Below are 21,629 nucleotides of genomic sequence, written 5' to 3'. Positions count from 1 at the left end.
TATGACTGAATCATATGATTATGTAGTCGTTGGTGGGGGCAGTGCGGGATCTGTACTCGGCAACCGTCTAAGTGAAGATGGAAAGAAAAGTGTGCTTGTATTAGAGGCTGGACGCAGTGATTATTCATGGGATCTCCTTATCCAAATGCCAGCAGCTCTCCCTTTTCCATCAGGAAAAGATCTCTACGATTGGCAATACGAGACGGACCCTGAGCCATACATGAAGGGACGGAACATCCCGCATGCTAGAGGAAAGGTACTTGGTGGTTCTAGTTCCATTAACGGTATGATCTATCAACGTGGAAATCCGATGGACTACGAGCGTTGGGGTGCTGACGAAGGGATGGAAAACTGGAACTTTGCACATTGCCTTCCATACTTTAAACGTTTGGAAAATGCTCTGGCATCTCCAGACGATGAACTTCGAGGCCACGACGGACCGATCAAATTGGAACGCGGACCTGCTAAAAACCCATTATTCCAGGCATTCTTCAATTCAGGTATAGAAGCTGGTTATTCACGTACTCCTGATGTGAACGGTTTCCGTCAGGAAGGATTCGGACCGTTTGATAAGCATGTGTACAAAGGCCAACGACTATCCGCTTCACGTGCCTATTTACATCCATTCATGGACCGTGAGAACTTGACAGTTAAAACGCGTGCCTTTGTGACAAGCATCGACTTCGATGGTAAACGCGCCAAAGGATTGACTTATCGACGAAATGGAAAGGTTCATCAAGTTGAAGCAGGTGAAGTTATTCTTTCAGGCGGTGCCATCGCAACGCCGCAAATGCTTCAACTAGCTGGAATTGGTGAGGCAAAACATCTGCGCTCCCTTGGCATCGAACCGATCGTAGACCTTCCTGGTGTAGGAGAAAACCTTCAGGATCACCTTGAAGTCTATGTGCAACACACATGTCCAGAACCGGTTTCTGAACAGCCTAACCTAAGCAAAGCACGTATGCCTTGGATTGGCTTACAGTGGATGCTAAACCGTACGGGCCCTGCGGCGACAAACCACTTTGAAGGTGGAGGATTTGTCCGTTCCAATGAAGACGTTGACTATCCGAACTTGATGTTCCACTTCCTTCCTGTAGCGGTGCGTTACGATGGTCAAAAAGCGGAAACAAAACACGGCTTCCAAGTACATATTGGACCAATGTACTCTGATGCCCGTGGATCATTGAAGATTCGCTCGAAAGATCCGAAAGAGCATCCAAGTATGGTTTACAACTACCTATCTACTGAACAGGATAAGCGCGAGTGGGTAGAAGCAATTAGAATCACCCGTGAAATCATGTCTCAACCATCTATGCAAAAATACAATGGCGGCGAAATTTCACCTGGTCCTTCTGTTCAAACAGACGAGGAAATCCTCGAATGGGTGAAAGAAGATGCTGAGACAGCACTTCATCCATCATGTACTTGCAAAATGGGACCTAAATCAGATCCTATGGCTGTTGTTGATCCAGAAACGATGAAGGTTCACGGAGTGGAAAACCTACGAGTGGTCGATGCATCTGCCATGCCTTATGTTACAAATGGTAATATCCATGCACCTGTTTTGATGCTAGCAGAAAAAGCAGCAGATCTTATCCTTGGACGTAAACCGTTGGATGCGATCGATGCAGACTTCTATCGTCATGGCGTACACCCAGCCGATGCAGGCACAGTAACAAAATAACGTTTTCTATGAGAAGCACTCTTTATAATGTATTTGCTAGAGAAGCATACATTTATGATAGAGTGCTTTCTCTTTTTTGTTGTTTTAAGATATATGTTTGTCTTATTCAACCTATTTCTCCTCATTACAACTCCTAATGAGAGCGGCTTACTTAAATGAATAAGTAAGCCGCTCTCATTTTTAAACGTAAACACTTTATAAACAGGTAACGGATGATCCATGCTTCCGAATCAGTCTGAACCTAACAGGTCATTTATTATTGATGAATCTCAATATCCATAATTTTATAGTATCCATTTTCATCAATAACGACGACATAGTCTTTAATACGTTCGTACACGCTCCATTCCCCCGCAGCGTTCATGAAATCAAAAACCTCGAAGGTGCTAACAATGGCTTGTTCTGCTTGCATGTCAATATTGGTTACTTCATTAGAGGTGAAGTTGAAGACCATCCCTTGTCCGGATATTTCATCGATATAGTCAGACATTTCATAGTAGGCTTGGCTATCATATAGGAGTAAATCTTCAATATAACTGAAGTCTTCACTCGTTAATGCAAGTTCATAGTCTGAGCGGAAATTGAGGATAAAGTCAGACAAACTTGCTTCATCAAACGCACTATCATAAGCTTCTTCTTCACTTTCATAGTCTTCATTTTCGAAACTATCACCGTACTCATATTCGTCATAAGCAACATATTCATTATAGAAATCAAATGTGTTGGCTACATCATATTTATCCATCGGTGATTTCGACCAACTAGTTAAAAGATCCTTCATCGTATACATAGGAATAGAGAAAGCAATCGATTCATCGCGAGTTAGCAAAGCTGAGTTGATTCCAATTACTTTTCCTGTTTTCCCATCTAGTAATGGCCCACCGCTGCTTCCTGGTGAAACTTGCGCATCAATTTGATACACATTCTCATACTGAAAATCCGAAACAAATGAACGGTCAAGACCAGTCAGATATCCGATGGATGCTGTATTTTCCAATCCTTGAGGACTTCCAAGTGCAATAACTTCTGAACCAATCTCTGATTCTTTCATTTCCATTTCTAAAGGAGGTGTACCTGCTAAGTCCTGAATTTGAATAAGTGCTACATCATATTGATTTGATATGCCGATCACCTTTCCGTTCATTTCTCGGCCGTTTTGGTCACGCACCATGACATCAATGTAGCCTGCCACAACATGAGCATTGGTCACAACTGTACCATTTTCCTGAAACAAGAACCCTGATCCCTGGCTATCCGCTGTTAGGATTGTAAACACTTTGGTTTGAGCATCTCGTATGATATCTTTTTTATCTTTTTGAGTAGCTGCTTTCTGATTTGTAGCCTTCTTTTTCTTTTCAACGTTCGTCGAAGTGTTTGTCTTCGGATCTTTTTCAACTGTCGGTTGTTTTTCTGGTTTAGTAGAGTTAACTTCACTTTCGATCTGTGTTGGTGTTATTTCTTTCACAACAGTTTCATTATTAAATTCTTTATTAAGAACGAAATAATAAATAAATCCCCCGCACACCAAGAATAAAGTAAGGATGATACCAGCCATCCACCATCTGTTCTTCTTTTGTTTATTAGTATAAGAGTGACCACATTGGATGCAGAACCGTGCATTATCTACGTTTTTTGTCCCGCACTTTGGACAGAACATAGGATTTCCTCCTCTTATAATCTTTTTGATTATTATACCTTATCCCAAAGTATGTAGGTTATCTAAATAAGAATATAATGGAAAATATTTTTCGAAACTGCCGAGAAGATTTAGTTAAACATAAAAAGTATAACGTTCTACTGTACAGTTCACACGTAATAACTTAAAATGAGAGTGAGGTGATTGATCTTGGGATGTTGTTAAAAATAGGTGAATTAGCTGAATTATGTAATGTATCAAAACGTACAATTGATTATTATACAAAAATAGGTTTGTTGCAGTGTGAACGATCTGATACGAATTATCGCTTTTATGGAAAAGACGCGATTGAGGACATTAGATTCATAGAACAATGTAAAGAAATGCAAATGACTTTAAAGCAAATCGAACAACGGTTGAAAATAAAGAAATCTAGTCTGGTTGATACTGAATTGGTTCGTAATCAGGTGAAGGAAGTAATGGATAAAATGACGTATCTGGAAGCTGAATTGAAGGAAATTCACGAAAGCGTTGAGAAATTAGACGATGCCACCCAGATGAAGATTAAGAAAAATCTTTCTCCTCAGACTGTAGCGCTTATTCAATCGTTACTTCTTTACTCAACTTGACCTGCCTATTATTAAAAATGAAATGATTGTAAGTAACTATAAACAATAACTCAGGAGAGTGAAATTTTTTGAATGACATACCACTGGATTCGATTCTTTTATTAGGTTTCTTAATTCTTTTATCTGCTTTTTTCTCATCAGCTGAAACCGCCTATTCAAGTGTTAACAAGATTAGGCTGAGAAATTTTGCAGATGAAGGAAGGCGTGGAAGTAAAAGAGCTTTAGCGATTGCCGAAAACTTCGATAAAGCCTTATCAACGATTCTTATTGGAAACAATATCGTCAATATTGCTGCTGCTAGTATTTCAGCCGCTGTTGCAACCGATTTATTTGGCGGGAACACTGGCCTCGTTATTAGTACAGTTGTTATGACTATCCTAATTTTAATCTTTGGTGAGATCCTTCCTAAATCGTTAGCAAAGGAACATGCAGAATCTTATTCATTGCTGATCGCTACAGTGTTATACGTTTTAATTAAACTGCTAGCACCTGTTAACTTCTTCTTTGTTAAATTGAAAGATTGGGTATCAAGACTTTTTGCTAAGAGCAGCACACTTCCATCCGTAACAGAAGAAGAATTAAAGGTTATGTTGGATATTAGTGAAGAAGAAGGCGTTATTGACAAAGAAGAACGCGATCTCATTCATCGCTCGATGGACTTTGATGATACGCTTGCAGGTCAGGTATTAACTCCGCGAATTGATATAGTAGCGATTGATATCGATCAATCAATTGACGAAATGAAAGAGATCTTCTTCGAAGAAAGATTTTCAAGAATACCAGTTTATCAGGATAGTATTGATAACATCATCGGCATATTAACAGAGAAAGAATTTCTTACCCATTTGATAAAGTATCAAAATGTTGATGTTAAAAAGTTAATTAGAGAACCACTGTTTGTCGTAGAGTCCATGAAGATCTCAACGTTGTTACCCAAACTACAGAAGGAAAAAGTGCATATGGCTATCGTATTGGATGAATTCGGTGGTACGTCGGGTCTTGTAACATTAGAAGACGTTCTAGAAGAAATAGTAGGGGAAATCTGGGATGAACAAGATGAGAAATTCAGTACGATGCAACGAATCTCGGATAGCAACTATCACTTTGATGCTCAATATCAGTTAGATGATTTCTTGGATTTAATGAATGCGCCCCCTACTGAAAGTTCTTATCACACGTTAGGGGGATGGGTGATTGAAAACCTCGGTACAGTACCTAACAGCGGGGATTCTTTTTATTATGAAAATCTTAAGATCATAGTCGAACAGGTTGAAGATCGTCGCGTAAGAAAAATACAGGTAGAGGTACTTCCAAAGGATCAAACTCATGAAGATGTGATGCTTAAAGCCTAGAAAATAATGGGGGATGAATACCCAGATCCTTCCGCTGATTTTAAGCACACTATTAGCTATATAAGTAGTAAGTAATAAAAGAGCCTGATGTCCATCTAACTACATGGACATCAGGCTCTTTTTAAATGGCTTTTTTCTAAAAGATAATTGTTTTTGTAAGACGTTTTGTATTTCAAAACCACACTTGGCCGAAGCGGAAAACAACCGCTTTATAGCAACAATTCCTACTAAAACAGCAGCCTTTTACATTCAAAAATACATTAATGACAAACAGAACCAAACTCAATACTAGTTTGTTAGGGAAGATCATCAGAAGGATCATTAGTGATTCATGGCCTACTAGAAAGAAAGAATCCAAGCATAAATAATGGTAGTGATACGTTATAAAGCCAAAAATGCAGTTTCGCTATAAACGTTTCACCAGCATGGGGGGAAGAGGATGTAGATGATGCTTAACATGCCCATTTAAGCCCATCCTAACAGGTTAATATTAGTTTAAGCGCCCGCCAAACTGTGGTTCCTACATAATCTCCATTATTAACCGTTTAAGTATATTTGACAATTTTGATGAATATGACGGTTAAAGTGGTTGTATTAGGAAACTGGAAAGGTAATCGGCTATTGAACATTACGAGTAGTAACGATTAAAGTAGGGCTTTTGTTTTGATAAGCATAAAAAAAAGACCTGGCAGTCATCCCAAGTCCATCCGTTAAGTATTGATGTCGAATCAGCCCGGAAACGCCAGGTGATTTTATCTTGCTGCTACTTTAATCGTAAACGAGGGAAACTGCGCTTTTTCAGCATACGATGCAGCTTCATCAAATGTGCTGAAGCAAACATCTAACGTGGTACGAACACCGTCGGCTCCAATTACCGTGATCACCCACACAACGATCATCTCCAATTTCATTATTACTTATTCTATGCTACAAGTACTATAATGTTTGGTGATTTTCGCTAAAATTATACGTGGACTGATAAAAAAATTAAGTTTCGTAGTCTAAAAGCATGACCTGGTCGATCTACAGAAATAGAGCTTTTTATTGTGAAGGAAATGGTAAAAACTAACGGTTGTTGAATCGTTTGTTGTCTCGGTGATTTTAGATTGTACAAAGAAACATATGATAAAATGTGAAAAGACTAGTGCGAGAGAATAAGATCGCCTTAATTCGTCATAGAAGGAACGGGTAGTACATGGATATAAACATAAACAACAAGATCATAAAAGAAATGTGCGGTACCCTTTCCTTCAAAAAAGGGGAAGCTTATTATCGTTCAGATAAAGTGAGGTTTAACCAATATAATGAAAACTCTTGTGACGCTACTGTTATAGGTACGGAAGACTTTCATGTAACGATTGAAAAAGAAGTGAATGGAGATTTACGGAGAGTATGTAGCTGTCCTTCGTTAGCTAATTTTCAAAAGGATTGCCAGCACATTGCTGCTGTTCTACTAGCGATTAATGATCATCAACATAAGGGAACTTCTCCACTTAACCTTCAAAAACAAGCGAATGATGGAGAACTTACAAAGGGTTTCATGACGCTTTTCAAGGACACACTAACTAATGCGAGTGGCCATCAACGATATTTCGAGAAAAGAGCAGTTCTTGACGTCTCGTTTACCTGTAAAGCGATTTCTGTCAACGGTCAGCACTTGTTTGGTATAGAAATAGAACTTAAAAATCAGAAGTTACTTCAAATACGAAACTTTCTTCTAGGCGTCAAAAGAGGAGAGCAAGTTAAAGTATCTCCTGAATTTACATATAATCCAAGCACTCATTGTTTTTCAATCGAAGCGGATGCGATTATTCATCATCTAATACGTGTCGTTCATGATGAAGTAGCCTTTCTAGAATCGATGTCGAATACTTCCCGTTATGAAGGAACGAATGAAACATTGATTATTCCTCCGTCCTCCTGGATGAGACTTGTCCCATTGCTTTCAGCTTCATTAGCAAAGCTTGAGTATAATGAACGGTGTTTTGAAAGCTTACGAGTTGTGGAGGGAACACCTCCTATCCAGTTTCTATTTGATGAGACAAGTAAGGATAATTTTCAATTAACAGTTAAAGGCTTTGAGCGCATGCTTGTGTTGAATTCGTATCGTTCAGTTCTGTGCGATGGTCAAGTCTTTCAATTGGATAGGAAGGACTGTAATCGATTATTTGAACTCAAGCAAATGCTTCCATTTCCAGATACCAATTATATTCCAATTCCACTTAAACATATTAATCATTTTCTCGAAAAAATCGTACCGGATTTGAAAAAGATTGGACATGTTGAACTATCAAGAGCGTTAAATCAGCGATTTTTCGAAACACCGCTCACGGCGAAATTGTATCTCGATCGGTTGAAAAATCGTTTGCTTGCTGGACTTGAGTTTCACTATGAAGGAGTCGTGATTCAACCGCTCGAAGGCCGAGACGTTCCAACGGGGCCAATGATTATAAGGGACCTGGAGAAAGAAGAAGAGATCCTTCAGCTTATGGATGAAAGTGGATTTACAAAGACCGATGGCGGTTATCATATGCAAAATGAAGCCCTTGAATATGAATTTCTCTATCATGTTGTACCAAAGCTTCAGAAATTAGTTCAAATGTATGCGACAACAGCAGTTCGGAATCGGCTTGTACGAAAAGAAACTCATCCTGCCATTAGGGTGAAGCATAAGAAAAGGGAACGTACCAATTGGTTAGAATTCAAATTCGAAATGGATGGCATTTCTGACAATCAAATTCGAGAAATTTTAGCGGCCTTAGAAGAAAAGCGAAAATATTATCGTCTCCGAAATGGGTCTCTACTTTCTCTTGAGACGAATGAAATGGAAGAAATCCATCGCTTTTTAAACACCGTGCCGGTTCAGGATGAAAATTTTGAAGCTAAGTGGAATCTACCCGTTTCAAAAAGTCTTCATCTTCTTGATTCCATTGATAATAACGAGGTTTTCACAGCCGAGGATTCGTTTCGACAGTTTCTGGATCAACTACTTCATCCCGGCAAGTTGAATTTTGAGGTGCCAGCGGAGTTAGACAACGTCCTGCGTGATTATCAAAAACAAGGGTACAAGTGGATGAAAACACTCGCTAGCTATGGATTTGGCGGTGTGCTAGCAGATGATATGGGGCTTGGTAAGACACTGCAAAGCATTACTTATATTGTATCTGAGCTCGCATCTATTCGAGAGCGGAAGAATCCTGTGCTCATCGTTTGCCCGTCCTCTTTAACGTATAACTGGCTAAATGAAATATTGAAGTTTGCTTCAGACCTTCGAGCGGTTGTGATAGACGGAAATCAATCGAAACGAGAAAATCTCCAACAGAATAAAGAAATGGACGTTATCATCACTTCGTATCCATTACTTCGTAGAGATCATAAATGGTATGAGAACCAATCATTCCACACAGTGTTTTTTGATGAGGCTCAGGCATTCAAAAATCCAGCGACCCAAACAGCTAGAACGGTAAAAAGAATTAAAGCAGATAACCGTTTTGGCCTGACAGGAACACCGGTTGAAAATTCAATTGAAGAGCTCTGGTCCATTTATCATGTCGTCTTTCCCGAGCTTTTTCAGGGGTTAAAAGAATACAGCTACCTTACAAGAAAAACCATCGCTCGAAGGGTTCGACCATTCTTACTTCGTAGAATGAAAGAAGACGTGCTTGCTGAATTACCTGAAAAAGAGGAGTCCCTCGAGTTAACCGAGCTTTTACCTGAACAGAAGAAGCTCTATGCTGCTTATTTAGCGAAGCTACGAACTGATACATTAAAGCACCTCGACAAAGATACTATTCGAAAGAATCGCATTAAAATATTAGCGGGCTTAACGCGATTGCGACAAATTTGTTGTCATCCGTCATTGTTTGTAGACGGTTATGAAGGAAGCTCAGCGAAATTTCAACAGCTGCTACAAATTGTAGAAGAATCAAGACGAGCTGGTCGAAGAGTGTTGATCTTTTCCCAATTTACAAAGATGCTTAAGCTAATTGGAAAAGAGCTTACAATGCGTGGTCAACCGTATTTCTATCTTGATGGGGAAACGCCTCCTCCGGCGCGAGTGGAAACCTGCAATCGATTCAATGAAGGTGAGAGAGATTTGTTTCTTATTTCCTTAAAAGCAGGAGGAACAGGACTTAACTTAACAGGGGCTGATACGGTGATTTTATATGATCTTTGGTGGAATCCTGCTGTTGAGGAGCAAGCAGCAGATCGGACGCACCGAATAGGTCAGGATAAGATTGTCAAAGTCATTAAACTTGTTGCCCGAGGAACCATTGAAGAAAAGATGAATGAGCTTCAAGACAAAAAGAGAGAGCTTATTGCAGACATCGTTGATTCAGAAGAACACACTTCAGTAACATTAACAGAAGAAGATCTTCGTGAGATCTTCATGGGATGAGATAGGGACAAGTAGCGAGTGGTTGGTTATGGAAAAAGCACCTGTCTCCATATGCTAATGCTTTAGCAGTGGGGACAGGTGCTTTTTTTCATATTTGATTTTCTGTTCCCCATAAATGCATCTGTTCAAGTAGAGGCATTAAGGTTTTTCCTCTTTCGGTCATACTGTATTCTACCTTTGGTGGAATGGTATCGTATTGGGTGCGATTAATGAAACCATCCTCTTCCAATTCTTTTAACTGTTGAGTCATGACTTTGTGAGTAACGCCAGGGAGTAATTTACGTAATTCACTATATCGAAGCGTTCCTTCAACTCCTAAATGCCATAAAATAACGGTTTTCCATTTGCCACCGATTTTCTTTAGCGTATATTCGATTGAACATTTTAGTTTCCCTTTCTGATCTACAGGAGAATTCATGTTGATTCGACTCCTTACTTACCTTTTGGATAGTATCGCACAAAAAAGTGCGTTCTTACATACTGACTTAATACTAAGTATAATGATGCTGTGTTAGAAGATAGTAATAATCAAGGAGGAGTTCAACACTATGTTAACATATCCAAGAAGTTTTTCTCATATCGGACTATCGGTTCCGAATCTAGATGAAGCGGTTAAATTTTATACGGATGTATTTGGTTGGTATGTATTGATGGAGCCATCTGAAGTTAAAAATGATGACACTCCAATTGGTCAAATGTGTCGTGACGTCTTTGGGAACGATTGGGATAAATTTAGAATTGCCCACTTATCAACTGGAGATAAAATTGGAGTTGAAATGTTTGAGTTCCCTGAAAACGAGAAACCAGAAAATAACTTTGAATACTGGAAAACTGGAATCTTCCACTTCTGTATCCAGGACCCTGATATTGAGGGAATCGTTGAGAAAATTAAACAGCATGGCGGAAAGCAGCGTATGCCAATCCGTGAATACTATCCAGATGAAAAACCATTTAAAATGGTTTATGTAGAAGATCCATTTGGTAACATTTTCGAGATCTATACGCACAGCTACGAATTAACTTATTCTGAAGGTGCTTATTAAGTTTTTCATTTGATTAACTTTATAAATTAAATAATGAGAAAACTTAGTGAATTACATTGACAAGTTACCACTTCGGATTTATCATAAGCTTTAACAATTTAATCAAGTAATAACTTCTTATCCAGAGAGACGGAGGGACTGACCCTACGATGTCTCGGCAACCAGCGTTTAACGCCCGGTGCCAATTTCAGAGGAATGCTTTTGTTCCGAAGATGAGAAGGACGTTATACGAGTGCTTTTTTAATATCGTAATAACGCCCCTTCTTGCTTCGTGAGAGCAGAAGGGGCTTTTTTGTTTGATTTTGTTGTTGTTTAGATAGAGAAGAGGTGCTGCAACACCTCTTCTCAGGGACGATCAATGATGTGACATGCGACAATTACGGACACACCAGATCATTATAGTTACTTTATCATGATCTGAGAATGTCCGTCTACTTACGAAAGGAGACGGTTATATATGTCGAAGAATTTGGAATTTGCTTATTGGGTACCTAATGTTAGTGGAGGGCTTGTTGTATCGAAGCTTCCACAGAAAACGGATTGGACCTTTGAGGCTAACAAGCGTTACGCAAAAATAGCAGAAGAATCGGGTTACGATCTTGCCTTATTACAGACTCGCTTCTTTGCGAGTTATGGTGCCGAGAATCAGCTTGAAGCAATTACACTCGCTTCTGCTTTAGCCGCTGTAACAGATAAATTAAAGTTAATTTCAGCCGTTCATCCAGGCCTATGGCATCCAGGAGTATATGCGAAGATGTTTGCAACGCTAGATCAAATTAGTCATGGTCGAGCAGCTGTTAATGTTGTAAGTGGTTGGTTTAAACAAGAGTTTACTGGATACGGTGAACCGTGGCTCGAGCATGATGAACGATATCGTCGTTCAGAAGAATTTATTAATGTACTTCGAGAGTTATGGACGGAAGAAACCGCTTCGTTTCAGGGAGACTTCTACAGGATCAATGATGCACCGTTTAAACCGAAGCCTGTACAGGAAGGGAATCTGCCAATCTTCCAGGGAGGCAATTCAACTGCTGCTAAACAAATGGCTGCAAGAGTATCTGATTATTACTTTATGAATGGCAATACGCTTGAAGGGTTAAAGAAGCAAATCGATGAGGTAAGTGCGTTAGCTAAAGAAGAAGGGCGTACCGTCAAATTTGCAGCGCATGGTTTCGCAATTGTACGTGATACAGAAGAAGAAGCGCATCAACTGCTTCGTGATATAGTTGGATATAAGGATGATGAAGCTGTGGAAGGATTCAGGCAATCAGTGAAAGAAGCTGGTAAGTCGACGCGTGATAATGAGGGTATGTGGGCAAATTCAAGTATTGAAGATTTAGTTCAATACAACGATGGATTTAAAACAGGTTTAATTGGAACCGCAGCACAAGTTGCAGACCGAATATTAGAATTGAAAGAAATTGGAGTGGACTTGGTGTTAACTGCACACTTTCATTACGAAGAGGACCTGGAGCGCTTTGGTAAAGAGGTCATACCACTTGTGAAAGAGAAGGAGGAGTTGTTAGAGAGAGAAGGCGTAGGGATATAAATTACTAGCGTTGAAATACGTTTCAATTTTTGAGCAAGAAAATCCATTACGATGGATTCTCTTGCTTTTTTATTTTGGAATACAGATTACTTGAAAATTTTAACGATTATTTTCGAGTACATTATTGCGAAAATTCAAACATTACTTTATAATTTGTTTAATTCATTAAAAGGTAGTATTTCTAATTAATTTACCATTATCCGGACTAAATAATTATTTTTTTACACTTTAGTGATATTAAAAGATTGTAATTGTATTCTTTGGTAAATGTAAGAATTAAAAGGTGGTGAAAAATTTGATACTAGATGAATTGGATAAAGGGTTAGTAGTTTGTTTATCTCATGATGGACGCATGTCATTCAAAGACATTGCCGAAGAATTAGAAGTGACGGAAAAGACGATTAGAATGAGATACAAAAAACTTGTTGACGCAGGTGTTCTGAAAGTAGTTGGAATTGTAGATCCCGTTTCAGTTGGCGTGAAGGTTGCAGCTATTTTTCAGTTAGACGTGGAGCCAAACCATCTACAGGAAATTGTAGCGGTCATTAAGGAGTACAAAGAGGTGCGTTATATTACCCTAACTTCTGGTGAATATCCGCTAATGATTCAAACAAACTTACCGAATCAGGAAGATATCAGACAGATGGTATACAAGCTTTACGAGATTAAGGGCATTCGTAAAGTGAATACCACGTATCAATTCGATATTTTCAAGAATACTCACGACATTTTGTAAGAGAACCATACAGCCAGGGGAGTTTGAATAAAAAAATAATGGAGGTTATAAGGTGAAGAGAATAGTTTTGGCATTGTTGACCATTGTGGTTGGTTTGTTCATAACGGCTTGTTCAGGTGGAAATGATACGTCTACAGAATCAGAAGGCGAAGGGTCAACGCTAATCTTTGCTAGAGGTGCGGACTCGTTATCGTTAGATGCGATTAATGTTACAGATGGTGAGTCAACCAGGGTAACACATAATATTTATGAAACTCTTTTCAAATATGATGAGAAGCTTGAGCTTCAGCCTGGACTTGCGACAGAGTATGAACTTGCGGAAGACGAGCTAACGTGGACATTGAAGCTGAGAAAAGGCGTATCATTTCACGATGGTACAGACTTTAATGCAGATGCTGTTGTCTTTAACTTTGATCGTTGGATGGACCCTAATCATCCGGAGCACAATGGTGAATTCACCTATTATTCTTTCTTATATGGTGGGTTCAAAGGGGATCAAGATCACAAGATTGAATATGTAAAAGCCATTGATGACTACACGGTTGAAATTAAATTAACGGAGCCTACTGCACCATTCATTAGCTACCTTGCTATTCCGATGTTTGGAATGGCTAGTCCAGAAGCGGTTCAGAAATACGGTGAGAACTATGATGAGAATCCAGTAGGAACTGGACCGTTTGTTTTTGATAGCTGGACGAGAAATGACAAAATTCTATTGAGTAAAAATGAAGATTACTATGTGGAAGACATCCCACGCTTGGATCAACTGATCTTTCGAGTTATTCCTGATAATTCTGCTCGTTTCACAGCGTTGCAAACGGGTGAAGTCGATATGATTGATGGATTGAGTCCGGATGATGCGGATCTCGTTAAATCTGATGGTAATCTCGATTTAGTGAAGAGACCTGGCTTTAATATTGGATACTTAGCTTTCAATATGGAGAAAGAACCTTTTAATAACCCCAAGGTTCGTAAAGCGTTGAACTATGCGATCAACAAAGATTCGATCATTGACGCTTTCTACAACGGCATGGCTGAGAAAGCTGTAAATCCTATTCCACCATCACTGTGGGGGTATAATGAGGAGATAGATGGGTATTCTTATGATCCTGAGAAAGCGAAGGAATTACTTGCTGAAGCAGGGCTTGAAGGTGGTTTCACTACAGAATTATGGGCAATGAGCAATCCGCGGCCTTATATGCCACAACCGTTAAAGATAGCAGAAGCCATTCAATCTGACTTAGCAGAAGTTGGAGTGGAAATTGATATTAATACGTACGAATGGGCAACGTACCTTGATAAAACAAGTAATGGGGAGCATGATATGGCATTGTTTGGATGGACTGGCGTAATGGCTGATCCGGATAACTTCCTTTTCCCTAACTTAAGTAAAACAAATGCTACAAAGCCAGCAAATAATCGTGCTTTTTATAAGAACGAGGAGTTTACAAATCTATTATTAAAAGCGAGAACAACGTTTGATGAAGAAGAGCGAATCCAACTCTATAAAGAAGCTCAGGAAATTTTCTATGATGATGCTCCGTGGGCATTGATTGGACATACGACACCTCCACTTGCTAAGAAAGAGTATGTGAAAGGGTTTGTTGCTCATCCAATGAGTGATGATGCGTTCTGGGACGTTTACTTAACGAATTAAAGAACACGATACACCCCTGTTCAAGTAATGAGGGGGTGTATTTATAAATTGAAACGATAGGTTCTATAGTCGAATAGAAGGGGAAATCATATGTATACCTTATTAAAAGATTTATGCGATACGATTGGTCCATCTGGATATGAACAGGACATCCAAAGAAAGATTCTAGCTTTAGTAAAGGATTATGTTGATGAATATCATGTTGATTCGATTGGTAATTTAATTGTGAAGGTAAATGCTACTAATTCTCATTTTCCTTCACTTTTAATGGCGGCCCATTCAGATGAGATTGGGTTTGTAGTGAAAAAGATTGAGAAAAATGGTCTAATCCGTTTTGAGAAAGTAGGGGGATTTGATGATCGAGTCCTATTATCTCAGCCTGTTATGATTAAGTCTGAATATGGACCAGTTCATGGAGTTATCGGAACGATTTCTGCGCATTACGTGAAATGGGATGACCCGGGTCGTGTTAGTAATCATAGAGAATTATACATTGATATTGGTGGGTTAAATGATGAAGAAGTTTTAAGCATGGGGATCAAGGTAGGTCAACCAATTAGCTATGGAACGGAACTAAAGAAAGTAGGAACAGAGCATTCTCCGAAAGTGATGGGAAAAGCGTTAGATGACCGGGCGGGATCTGTTTTACTTATAGATTTAATTCATCAATTGATTGAGAAATCCTATGAACATGGAGATCTTTACATGGCCTTTACCGTTCAAGAAGAAGTTGGTTTAAGAGGTGCTTCCGTAGTGGCGGCTAGTATGAAGCCTGACTATGCATTAGCGATTGATACCACACCAACAAGTGATACAAATGATGTGCTAATGACTGGGACTAGAGTAGTAGGGGGAGGTCCATGTGTGAAATTAGCAGACAAATCATTGATTTCCCATCCCCTCATTAGTCAGCACCTTATAAAAGTTGCAAATGAAAGAAGCATACCCTACCAAGAAGAGATTTTTATGGGCATTGGGACTGATGCAGGTGCGATTCATATAACTGGTGAAGGGGTGGCGACAGGAGCTTTGTCTATTCCATCACGTTACACTCATTCTCCTCATGAAATGGTCGATTTAAACGATTTGACGAATTCTAGAGATTTATTGCTTCATTTTATAACGTCATTAGATCAGTTAAAAGGTAGAAATTTCTTGGATACTTAATGAGAATTATATTTCGAGTAATCGGAGGGTGTTCTTACTGTTTAAACGCTTTGTCGTAGCAGTAGGTAACCTCCTTTTTCTTTGCATTCTAAAAGAGTTAGTTAAAATCCGCTACTTAGGTAAATGACTAATCATTTCTTTTTTTGTTGTACATATGATAGAAGCAATACAGTCAATAATGAAGGAGACTATGGTTTTCTTCATTTTTTTAGGCTCTTTTCTAAAAGATTGTTGTTTTTGAAAGAGTTTTTTGTGTGAAAAACTACACTTAGCTGATTGGAGCGGAAGGTGCTCGACTCCTGCAGGCTCAACGCCCGCTCCAAGAAAAGTGAGCATTCTGAAGCATTAACCATTACTCTTATAGCAACAATCTCTAAGAAAACAGTTTTTTAATTATAAATATCTGTTTCACACAAAAGATGTAGGATATTTCAAAAAGGGTGTGGAGATGAGTATGTCAATTGGCGAGAGTGAGTTAAGTTTAACGGAACTTCTTGAGAAGTGGAATGACTCGATTCAAGATTATCATTCCGAACTCGTATCTCTTATGGGTGAGGATGAAGAAACAGTGGACTCCCAAAAGCCTAATAACCAAATTCTTCACGTTCCTAGAGATTTTCCAACAATCGGAGAAGCGGTGGATCAAGCATCAGCTGGAGACACAATTTTATTAGCAAATGGTACGTATCATGAGAGTGTTTCTAATCCTTCTACCAAACCATCTCTCCGATTCATTGCGAACGGTAAGGATGTTATTTTAAATGGAAAAGGAGAGCTAGATACAGGATTTACGTTAATGGCGAATAATATAGAGATAAGCGGAATTCAGATCCGAGACTATGTAGAAGCGGGAATTGAAGTGACAGGAGTATACGGAATTAAACTCATCCAAAATACGATTCACACCGTAACAAAGGGTCACGGAATCCAGCTGAATAAGGGGACATTCTCTAACTTAATTTGGAAGAATAAAGTCTCTCATGCTCATAAGGATGGAATAAATCTTCAGTCGAAAAACGTTTGGGTTGTTGCTAATGAGTTTAGTCATAATGGACAAAATGGAATTAGAATCAGTACGATTGGAAATCACATTGTTGGAAATGAGATTCGAAGTAATATAGAGAGCGGCATACTAGAGGATGAAGGCTTTAACCTCGTTTATGATAATGAGATTGTTAGGAATGGTAAAGAAGGGATCAACTTACCAACAAAACTTGGAGGGTCCTTATCTTTAAGCAATCAGATCGAGAAAAATAAAGGCAATGGCTTGGTAGTTCAAACTCCTGGGAACCTAGTTGTCGATAATCGGTTTGTAAGCAACTCCTTCTCAGGTGTTCTTGTTGAGAGTATGCTTAATGTCATTGAGCTAAATAAACTTATAGAAAATAAGAATGGTCTCGTAATGAAGGAGAAAGCGACTAGAAACCTCATCTTCCAGAACTTATTTAGAAGTAATAAAGATAATGATCTAGTGGTTGCGGATTCAAACAATACAATCCTTCAGAATCCTCATGTAAAAAACGGTTCTGCTTCTGATGAGAATGTAATCGTTGTTCCGAAAGACTTTCCTACAATCTCTGCAGCTGTGAATAACGCTTCTACTGGAGATACTATCCTAGTCAATAATGGCCTCTATCAGGAAGAAGTTATTGTTCCCATTTCTAAATCTGGCATCCGCTTGATTGCCAATGGTAATAAAGTGATTCTAGATGGAAAAGGGAAGCTGAATACTGCTTTTGAACTTTCCGCCAATATCTTACTTATACAGGGATTTATCATTCGAAATTATGTTCAAACAGGTATATCTGTAAAAGGCATTGGCATATCAATGGTTAAAAACACGATAAGGAATATTACAGCTGGAAACGGAATCGAATTGTCATTAGCATTCTCAACCTTAATGTGGAAAAATAAAATCATCGACGCACGTGAAGATGGTATCAGAATAACGGCAATGAACAACTGGATTATAGACAACGATATTTTTTCTAACGGAGGAAATGGAATTCAATTTATAGGAAACACAACTGTTGGAAGTACCGTTACAAGAAATCGAATAAAATCGAATGCGATTAATGGCATCGCTGATAATGCCGGTTTTAACTTCATTTACAACAATGAAATGAGTCAAAATGGTAGTAACGGAATGTATGAAATAGCTGGGCTTGGCTCTGGTGCTATTATTGACAATCGAATACTATCAAACACTAGGGGAGTAAGGTTAGATAGTGTAGGGAATCATGTAGCCGGTAATAAAGTACAATTTCATTCAAGAGGCGGAATACTTGTTCACACTGAATTCAATAACGTTGAGGATAACAAGAGCTCAATTAACCAATACAACGGTATTTACTTAACAGATGCAGCAAGCAACAATCTACTACTCAGAAATGAACTGTTTCGAAATACACCTTATGATATTAAGGCAGACAATAGGGATAACGATTTTATCCTCAATGCTTGTTTTAAAAGTGATCCACCAGATATTTGTGGGTAAGAGGACTTACATTAAAAAGCAAAAAGCATGAGGGCACTCTGCCTCAATGCTTTTTTTCAATAAAATGATTTATTCGGTGATACCTACAGAATCAAAACCGCCTGTAGCAGCTTCAACTTCCGAACTACCCTCACCATAAAGGTCAACAGCGGACTGAATAATCGCTTGACGCGCATTACTGAAGTCTGAAGTTGGCGTCAAATATTGTGTTAGCGCACGATAGTAAATCTTCCCAAGCTTTTCACGCCCAATGTCCTGAGCTGTTAAATAAGCGGCATGATTAATGATAGAGGAGTTAATATGCACGCCTCCGTTATCTAAATTTCCAGGCAAATCATAGAATTCATCCATATGGGAAGGATACATTCCTTCACCGTTACCATATGGTGCATACTTAGATCCAACAGGGTACTTACTAGGATCACTTAAGCTCCTTAACGATTCTCTGCCATTTGCGACAGCGTCAGGAGCCATAATATCTTCTCCTATTTCCCAGTCAGAATCGTCGATTAAAGCCCCGAAAATATCTGAGAATGCTTCATTTAGTGCACCTGATTGAAATTTGTAGATCAAATTTGCTGAATTAGACGTCACTCCATGCGTCATTTCATGTGCGGCTACATCTAAGCTAGCTGATAATGGGATGAAAAATTCTCCATCACCGTCGCCATAAACCATATACTTACCAGTCCAGAAAGCATTGTTGTAGTTTTCTCCGAAGTGAACGACTGATTGTATTGGCATACCGTTATCATCAAGAGAATTGCGCCCATGCTCGTCTAGATAATAGTCATACACCTGTTCTGAATTATAATGAGCATCTACTGCAGGTCGATCGTAATCTGATTTAAATGATGCACTCTTGTTTGAGAATAGATTAATCTCACCATTCTCATTCGAGTAGTCGTAGGTTAAAATCCCTTCTAAGCCCTCATGACTAAAATCAGCTAATTGAAAAGTCGTTCCTTCATTCTCAGCTTTGCTTTTTGTGATATGAAGTAGGCGATGATCACCTAATACACCAGTACCTGAGCCGTGTTGTGTTTTGAATTGGTTTGCGTCCATAATCGCATTGTACTTATCAATAACGTTACCTGATTGTGCATCAACAAACACGAACCAGTTACCAGGCTCATCTCCCAGAAAGTTTACATTCACTTTATAAGCTAAATGATTTTGCCCTTCAAATGGATAAATGACAAGCTCAGATGTTGGAAGCTGATCTAATTTGTTCGGCGCATTTACGGAAGATGTTGCTGCTTCCAGAGCTTTTTCTGAAGATACAGCTGGAGTTGTATCTAGCTCGCTTTCTTCTATTTGAGTATTATATACACCATTTACGACTGTAACTTCATCGTTTGCATTGTAATGAACAATAACTTCTGCACCTTCAACAGGTATACCGTTTTTTGTTTGGTTAAAGCGAACGTGGGTCATCCCAATCTCATCTTTAACGGATTTGTCCACTTTAAGTTCGGCTTTCGGTTTCTTAATTTTGACCTTATCTTTATTTTCTTCAAGATAGTTAAGTGCATCATTAGAAGTAGCGGACTGACGTTTGGCATGCTTTTCCTTAACAAATAGTGGAACGTTAGCGTTCTCGTTCCATTTCTTAACTTCATGCTTTTCTATTTGATGATCAGGCTGAACGGCCAGTACATTGTTATATGGCAGTGAAGCAGAAAGTAGTGCGGTTGTTACAACAAGTGGTGCAATAATTTTTCTTTTCAAATAAAACCCTCCTAAATGTAATCTATTTACAATTATAGAGGGGATAAAGTCTTAGTTCATGAGTATTTGTAATTATCTTAAAATATGAAATAATGGAAAATTAAGACTAAAGTACTGTGTAAATGAATGGAAAAGAAGTTATGAAAGGGAATTGGTTGATATGATAGAAGGTAAAGGTACTAGGCTGATAGATTTAAGCTTAGTCCCATAGTAGTTCGAATAAAGATAAAAAGAATAGGGAATTTGTATGTCTATACATGATTTTAGGAATTCAATCGACCTATTCTTAAAAGAAATTACCTGATAAGGTAAAGTAATGCGTAAGCACCTATTCAGAATCTTGAATAGATGTTTTTTATGTTGCAATTACTGTTTCATGAAGCTTTCTATGCTAAACTTTGATAAGATGTGTCATAGTGAAATTACTACTACGATTTACTAATCGATAGTTTAGGTGGGATAAATAACAACATGAATATACTTCTAACTGGTGCGACAGGTTTTGTAGGAAAGCAATTGACGATCAGGTTATTAAGTGAAGGACATACGGTCTATGCTCTCGCACGAAATGAGCGAAAAGCTGCTAATTTAATTAAATCTATGTCAGCCGAACTACAAAGTAAATTATTCATTATTGAAGGTAATATTATGATGGATCATGCTGGAGTTTCAAACGATAATATAGCTGGATTAAAAGGCACGATTGATACGGTATATCATATCGCTGCGTATCTGTCGTTTGATGATAGTGAAAAGGAAAAAACTTTTGATATAAATGTGAATGGAACAAGAAATATATTAGAATTTGCGAGGGATATCCAAGCTAAGAACTTCTACCATGTTAGTACAGCTTATACACTTGGTGATCAACTGTATGCTAGTGAAACTCTTCATTCTGTTGATAATGGTTTCGTTAATTATTATGAACAAAGCAAATGTCATGCAGAACATCTTGTATTTGAATATGAAGATCATTTCAACGTTTCGATCTTCAGACCGTCGATTATAATCGGTGACTCAAGAACAGGGGAAGCTGAGACAACTTTTGCTTTATATGGCGTTATCAGAAGCTTTGAGATTATGAAGAAGAGGATGGAACGTAAAAAGGAAATCCCTTCTAATAGAGTTAAATTCTTATGTGCTCAAGATACAGCACAAAATCTAGTTCCGGTGGATTATGTCGTAGATGTATTAGTAGCTGGACTGGAGAATTCTAAGAATAAGGAAATCTATCATATTACGAATTCTCAACCACCAACGAATCAACTCGTTTTTGAGACTATAAAATCAGAGCTTGATTTCAATCAGGTGGAACTGGTGTCTACTAATTATGATGGAGAATTAACAGAGCAAGAAATGAAATTCAATGAACCAATGAAAGTTTTCCATCAATACCTGGATAAAACCTTAACATTTGATGATACCAATACAAGACAACTGTTGAATGAAAGTAATGTCCAACCACTCGATCTAAACGAAGATGTACTGAGAACAATCATTTCTGGGAGTAAGTAAGTGCCTGTCACCACCCGGTATTTGTAAGAATATG

General features: G+C 38.5%; 15 protein-coding genes and 1 riboswitch. Of the genes, 11 read left to right on the top strand and 4 right to left on the bottom strand.

What is annotated here, in order from left to right; all coding sequences use genetic code 11:
• Position 1 precedes the first annotated feature (1 nt).
• A complete protein-coding gene (gene betA / locus FBF83_RS14535) occupies positions 2–1,684 on the top strand; it encodes a choline dehydrogenase (RefSeq protein ID WP_136947887.1) in 1,683 nt (560 codons plus the stop codon).
• A gap of 256 nt (positions 1,685–1,940) precedes the next feature.
• Here the strand turns inward: betA and FBF83_RS14530 are convergent, their stop codons facing one another.
• The gene (locus FBF83_RS14530; RefSeq protein WP_136947886.1) at positions 1,941–3,341 is read right to left on the bottom strand and encodes a trypsin-like peptidase domain-containing protein; all 1,401 of its coding nucleotides are present in this window, start codon (positions 3,339–3,341) and stop codon (positions 1,941–1,943) included.
• Positions 3,342–3,535: 194 nt separating this feature from the next.
• Here FBF83_RS14530 and FBF83_RS14525 point away from each other — a divergent pair, with 194 nt between their 5' ends.
• Positions 3,536–3,949 (top strand): MerR family transcriptional regulator, encoded by a 414-nt coding sequence (locus FBF83_RS14525; RefSeq protein WP_240688110.1) that lies wholly within the window; start codon positions 3,536–3,538, stop codon positions 3,947–3,949.
• 68 nt (positions 3,950–4,017) lie between these two features.
• A complete protein-coding gene (locus tag FBF83_RS14520) occupies positions 4,018–5,301 on the top strand; it encodes a hemolysin family protein (protein ID WP_136947885.1) in 1,284 nt (427 codons plus the stop codon).
• 752 nt (positions 5,302–6,053) lie between these two features.
• Here FBF83_RS14520 and FBF83_RS20955 read toward each other — a convergent pair.
• Positions 6,054–6,212, bottom strand: a complete 159-nt coding sequence (locus FBF83_RS20955; protein ID WP_169525493.1) for a hypothetical protein — start codon at positions 6,210–6,212, stop codon at positions 6,054–6,056.
• 284 nt (positions 6,213–6,496) lie between these two features.
• Between FBF83_RS20955 and FBF83_RS14515 the strand changes: the two genes are divergently transcribed.
• Positions 6,497–9,700, top strand: a complete 3,204-nt coding sequence (locus tag FBF83_RS14515; protein ID WP_136947884.1) for a DEAD/DEAH box helicase — start codon at positions 6,497–6,499, stop codon at positions 9,698–9,700.
• Positions 9,701–9,788: 88 nt separating this feature from the next.
• Here FBF83_RS14515 and FBF83_RS14510 read toward each other — a convergent pair whose 3' ends face one another.
• Positions 9,789–10,118, bottom strand: coding sequence for a winged helix-turn-helix transcriptional regulator (locus FBF83_RS14510; protein ID WP_136947883.1), 330 nt, complete (start codon positions 10,116–10,118; stop codon positions 9,789–9,791).
• Between the two features lie 130 nt (positions 10,119–10,248).
• Here FBF83_RS14510 and FBF83_RS14505 point away from each other — a divergent pair, with 130 nt between their 5' ends.
• From FBF83_RS14505 to FBF83_RS14480, 6 genes are all read left to right on the top strand, one after another.
• Positions 10,249–10,743 (top strand): lactoylglutathione lyase family protein, encoded by a 495-nt coding sequence (locus FBF83_RS14505; RefSeq protein ID WP_136947882.1) that lies wholly within the window; start codon positions 10,249–10,251, stop codon positions 10,741–10,743.
• Between the two features lie 114 nt (positions 10,744–10,857).
• Positions 10,858–10,962, top strand: a riboswitch (SAM riboswitch).
• 238 nt (positions 10,963–11,200) lie between these two features.
• Entirely contained in the window at positions 11,201–12,292 is a 1,092-nt protein-coding gene (gene sfnG, locus FBF83_RS14500) for a dimethylsulfone monooxygenase SfnG (RefSeq protein ID WP_136947881.1), read from the top strand.
• A 295-nt stretch (positions 12,293–12,587) separates the two neighbouring features.
• Entirely contained in the window at positions 12,588–13,028 is a 441-nt protein-coding gene (locus tag FBF83_RS14495; RefSeq protein WP_240688109.1) for an Lrp/AsnC family transcriptional regulator, read from the top strand.
• A 52-nt stretch (positions 13,029–13,080) separates the two neighbouring features.
• Entirely contained in the window at positions 13,081–14,685 is a 1,605-nt protein-coding gene (locus tag FBF83_RS14490; protein WP_240688108.1) for an ABC transporter substrate-binding protein, read from the top strand.
• A 90-nt stretch (positions 14,686–14,775) separates the two neighbouring features.
• Positions 14,776–15,852, top strand: coding sequence for a M42 family metallopeptidase (locus tag FBF83_RS14485; RefSeq protein WP_136947880.1), 1,077 nt, complete (start codon positions 14,776–14,778; stop codon positions 15,850–15,852).
• A gap of 448 nt (positions 15,853–16,300) precedes the next feature.
• Positions 16,301–18,349, top strand: a complete 2,049-nt coding sequence (locus tag FBF83_RS14480; RefSeq protein WP_136947879.1) for a right-handed parallel beta-helix repeat-containing protein — start codon at positions 16,301–16,303, stop codon at positions 18,347–18,349.
• A gap of 69 nt (positions 18,350–18,418) precedes the next feature.
• Here FBF83_RS14480 and FBF83_RS14475 read toward each other — a convergent pair whose 3' ends face one another.
• Entirely contained in the window at positions 18,419–20,080 is a 1,662-nt protein-coding gene (locus tag FBF83_RS14475) for a M4 family metallopeptidase (RefSeq protein WP_136947878.1), read from the bottom strand.
• A 471-nt stretch (positions 20,081–20,551) separates the two neighbouring features.
• Between FBF83_RS14475 and FBF83_RS14470 the strand changes: the two genes are divergently transcribed.
• Positions 20,552–21,595, top strand: coding sequence for an SDR family oxidoreductase (locus FBF83_RS14470; RefSeq protein ID WP_136947877.1), 1,044 nt, complete (start codon positions 20,552–20,554; stop codon positions 21,593–21,595).
• Positions 21,596–21,629: the final 34 nt, after the last annotated feature.

This window comes from Guptibacillus hwajinpoensis (genome assembly GCF_005144865.1).
GTDB lineage: Bacteria > Bacillota > Bacilli > Bacillales > Guptibacillaceae > Guptibacillus > Guptibacillus hwajinpoensis_A.
This window is presented reverse-complemented; position numbering and strand designations above follow the sequence as displayed.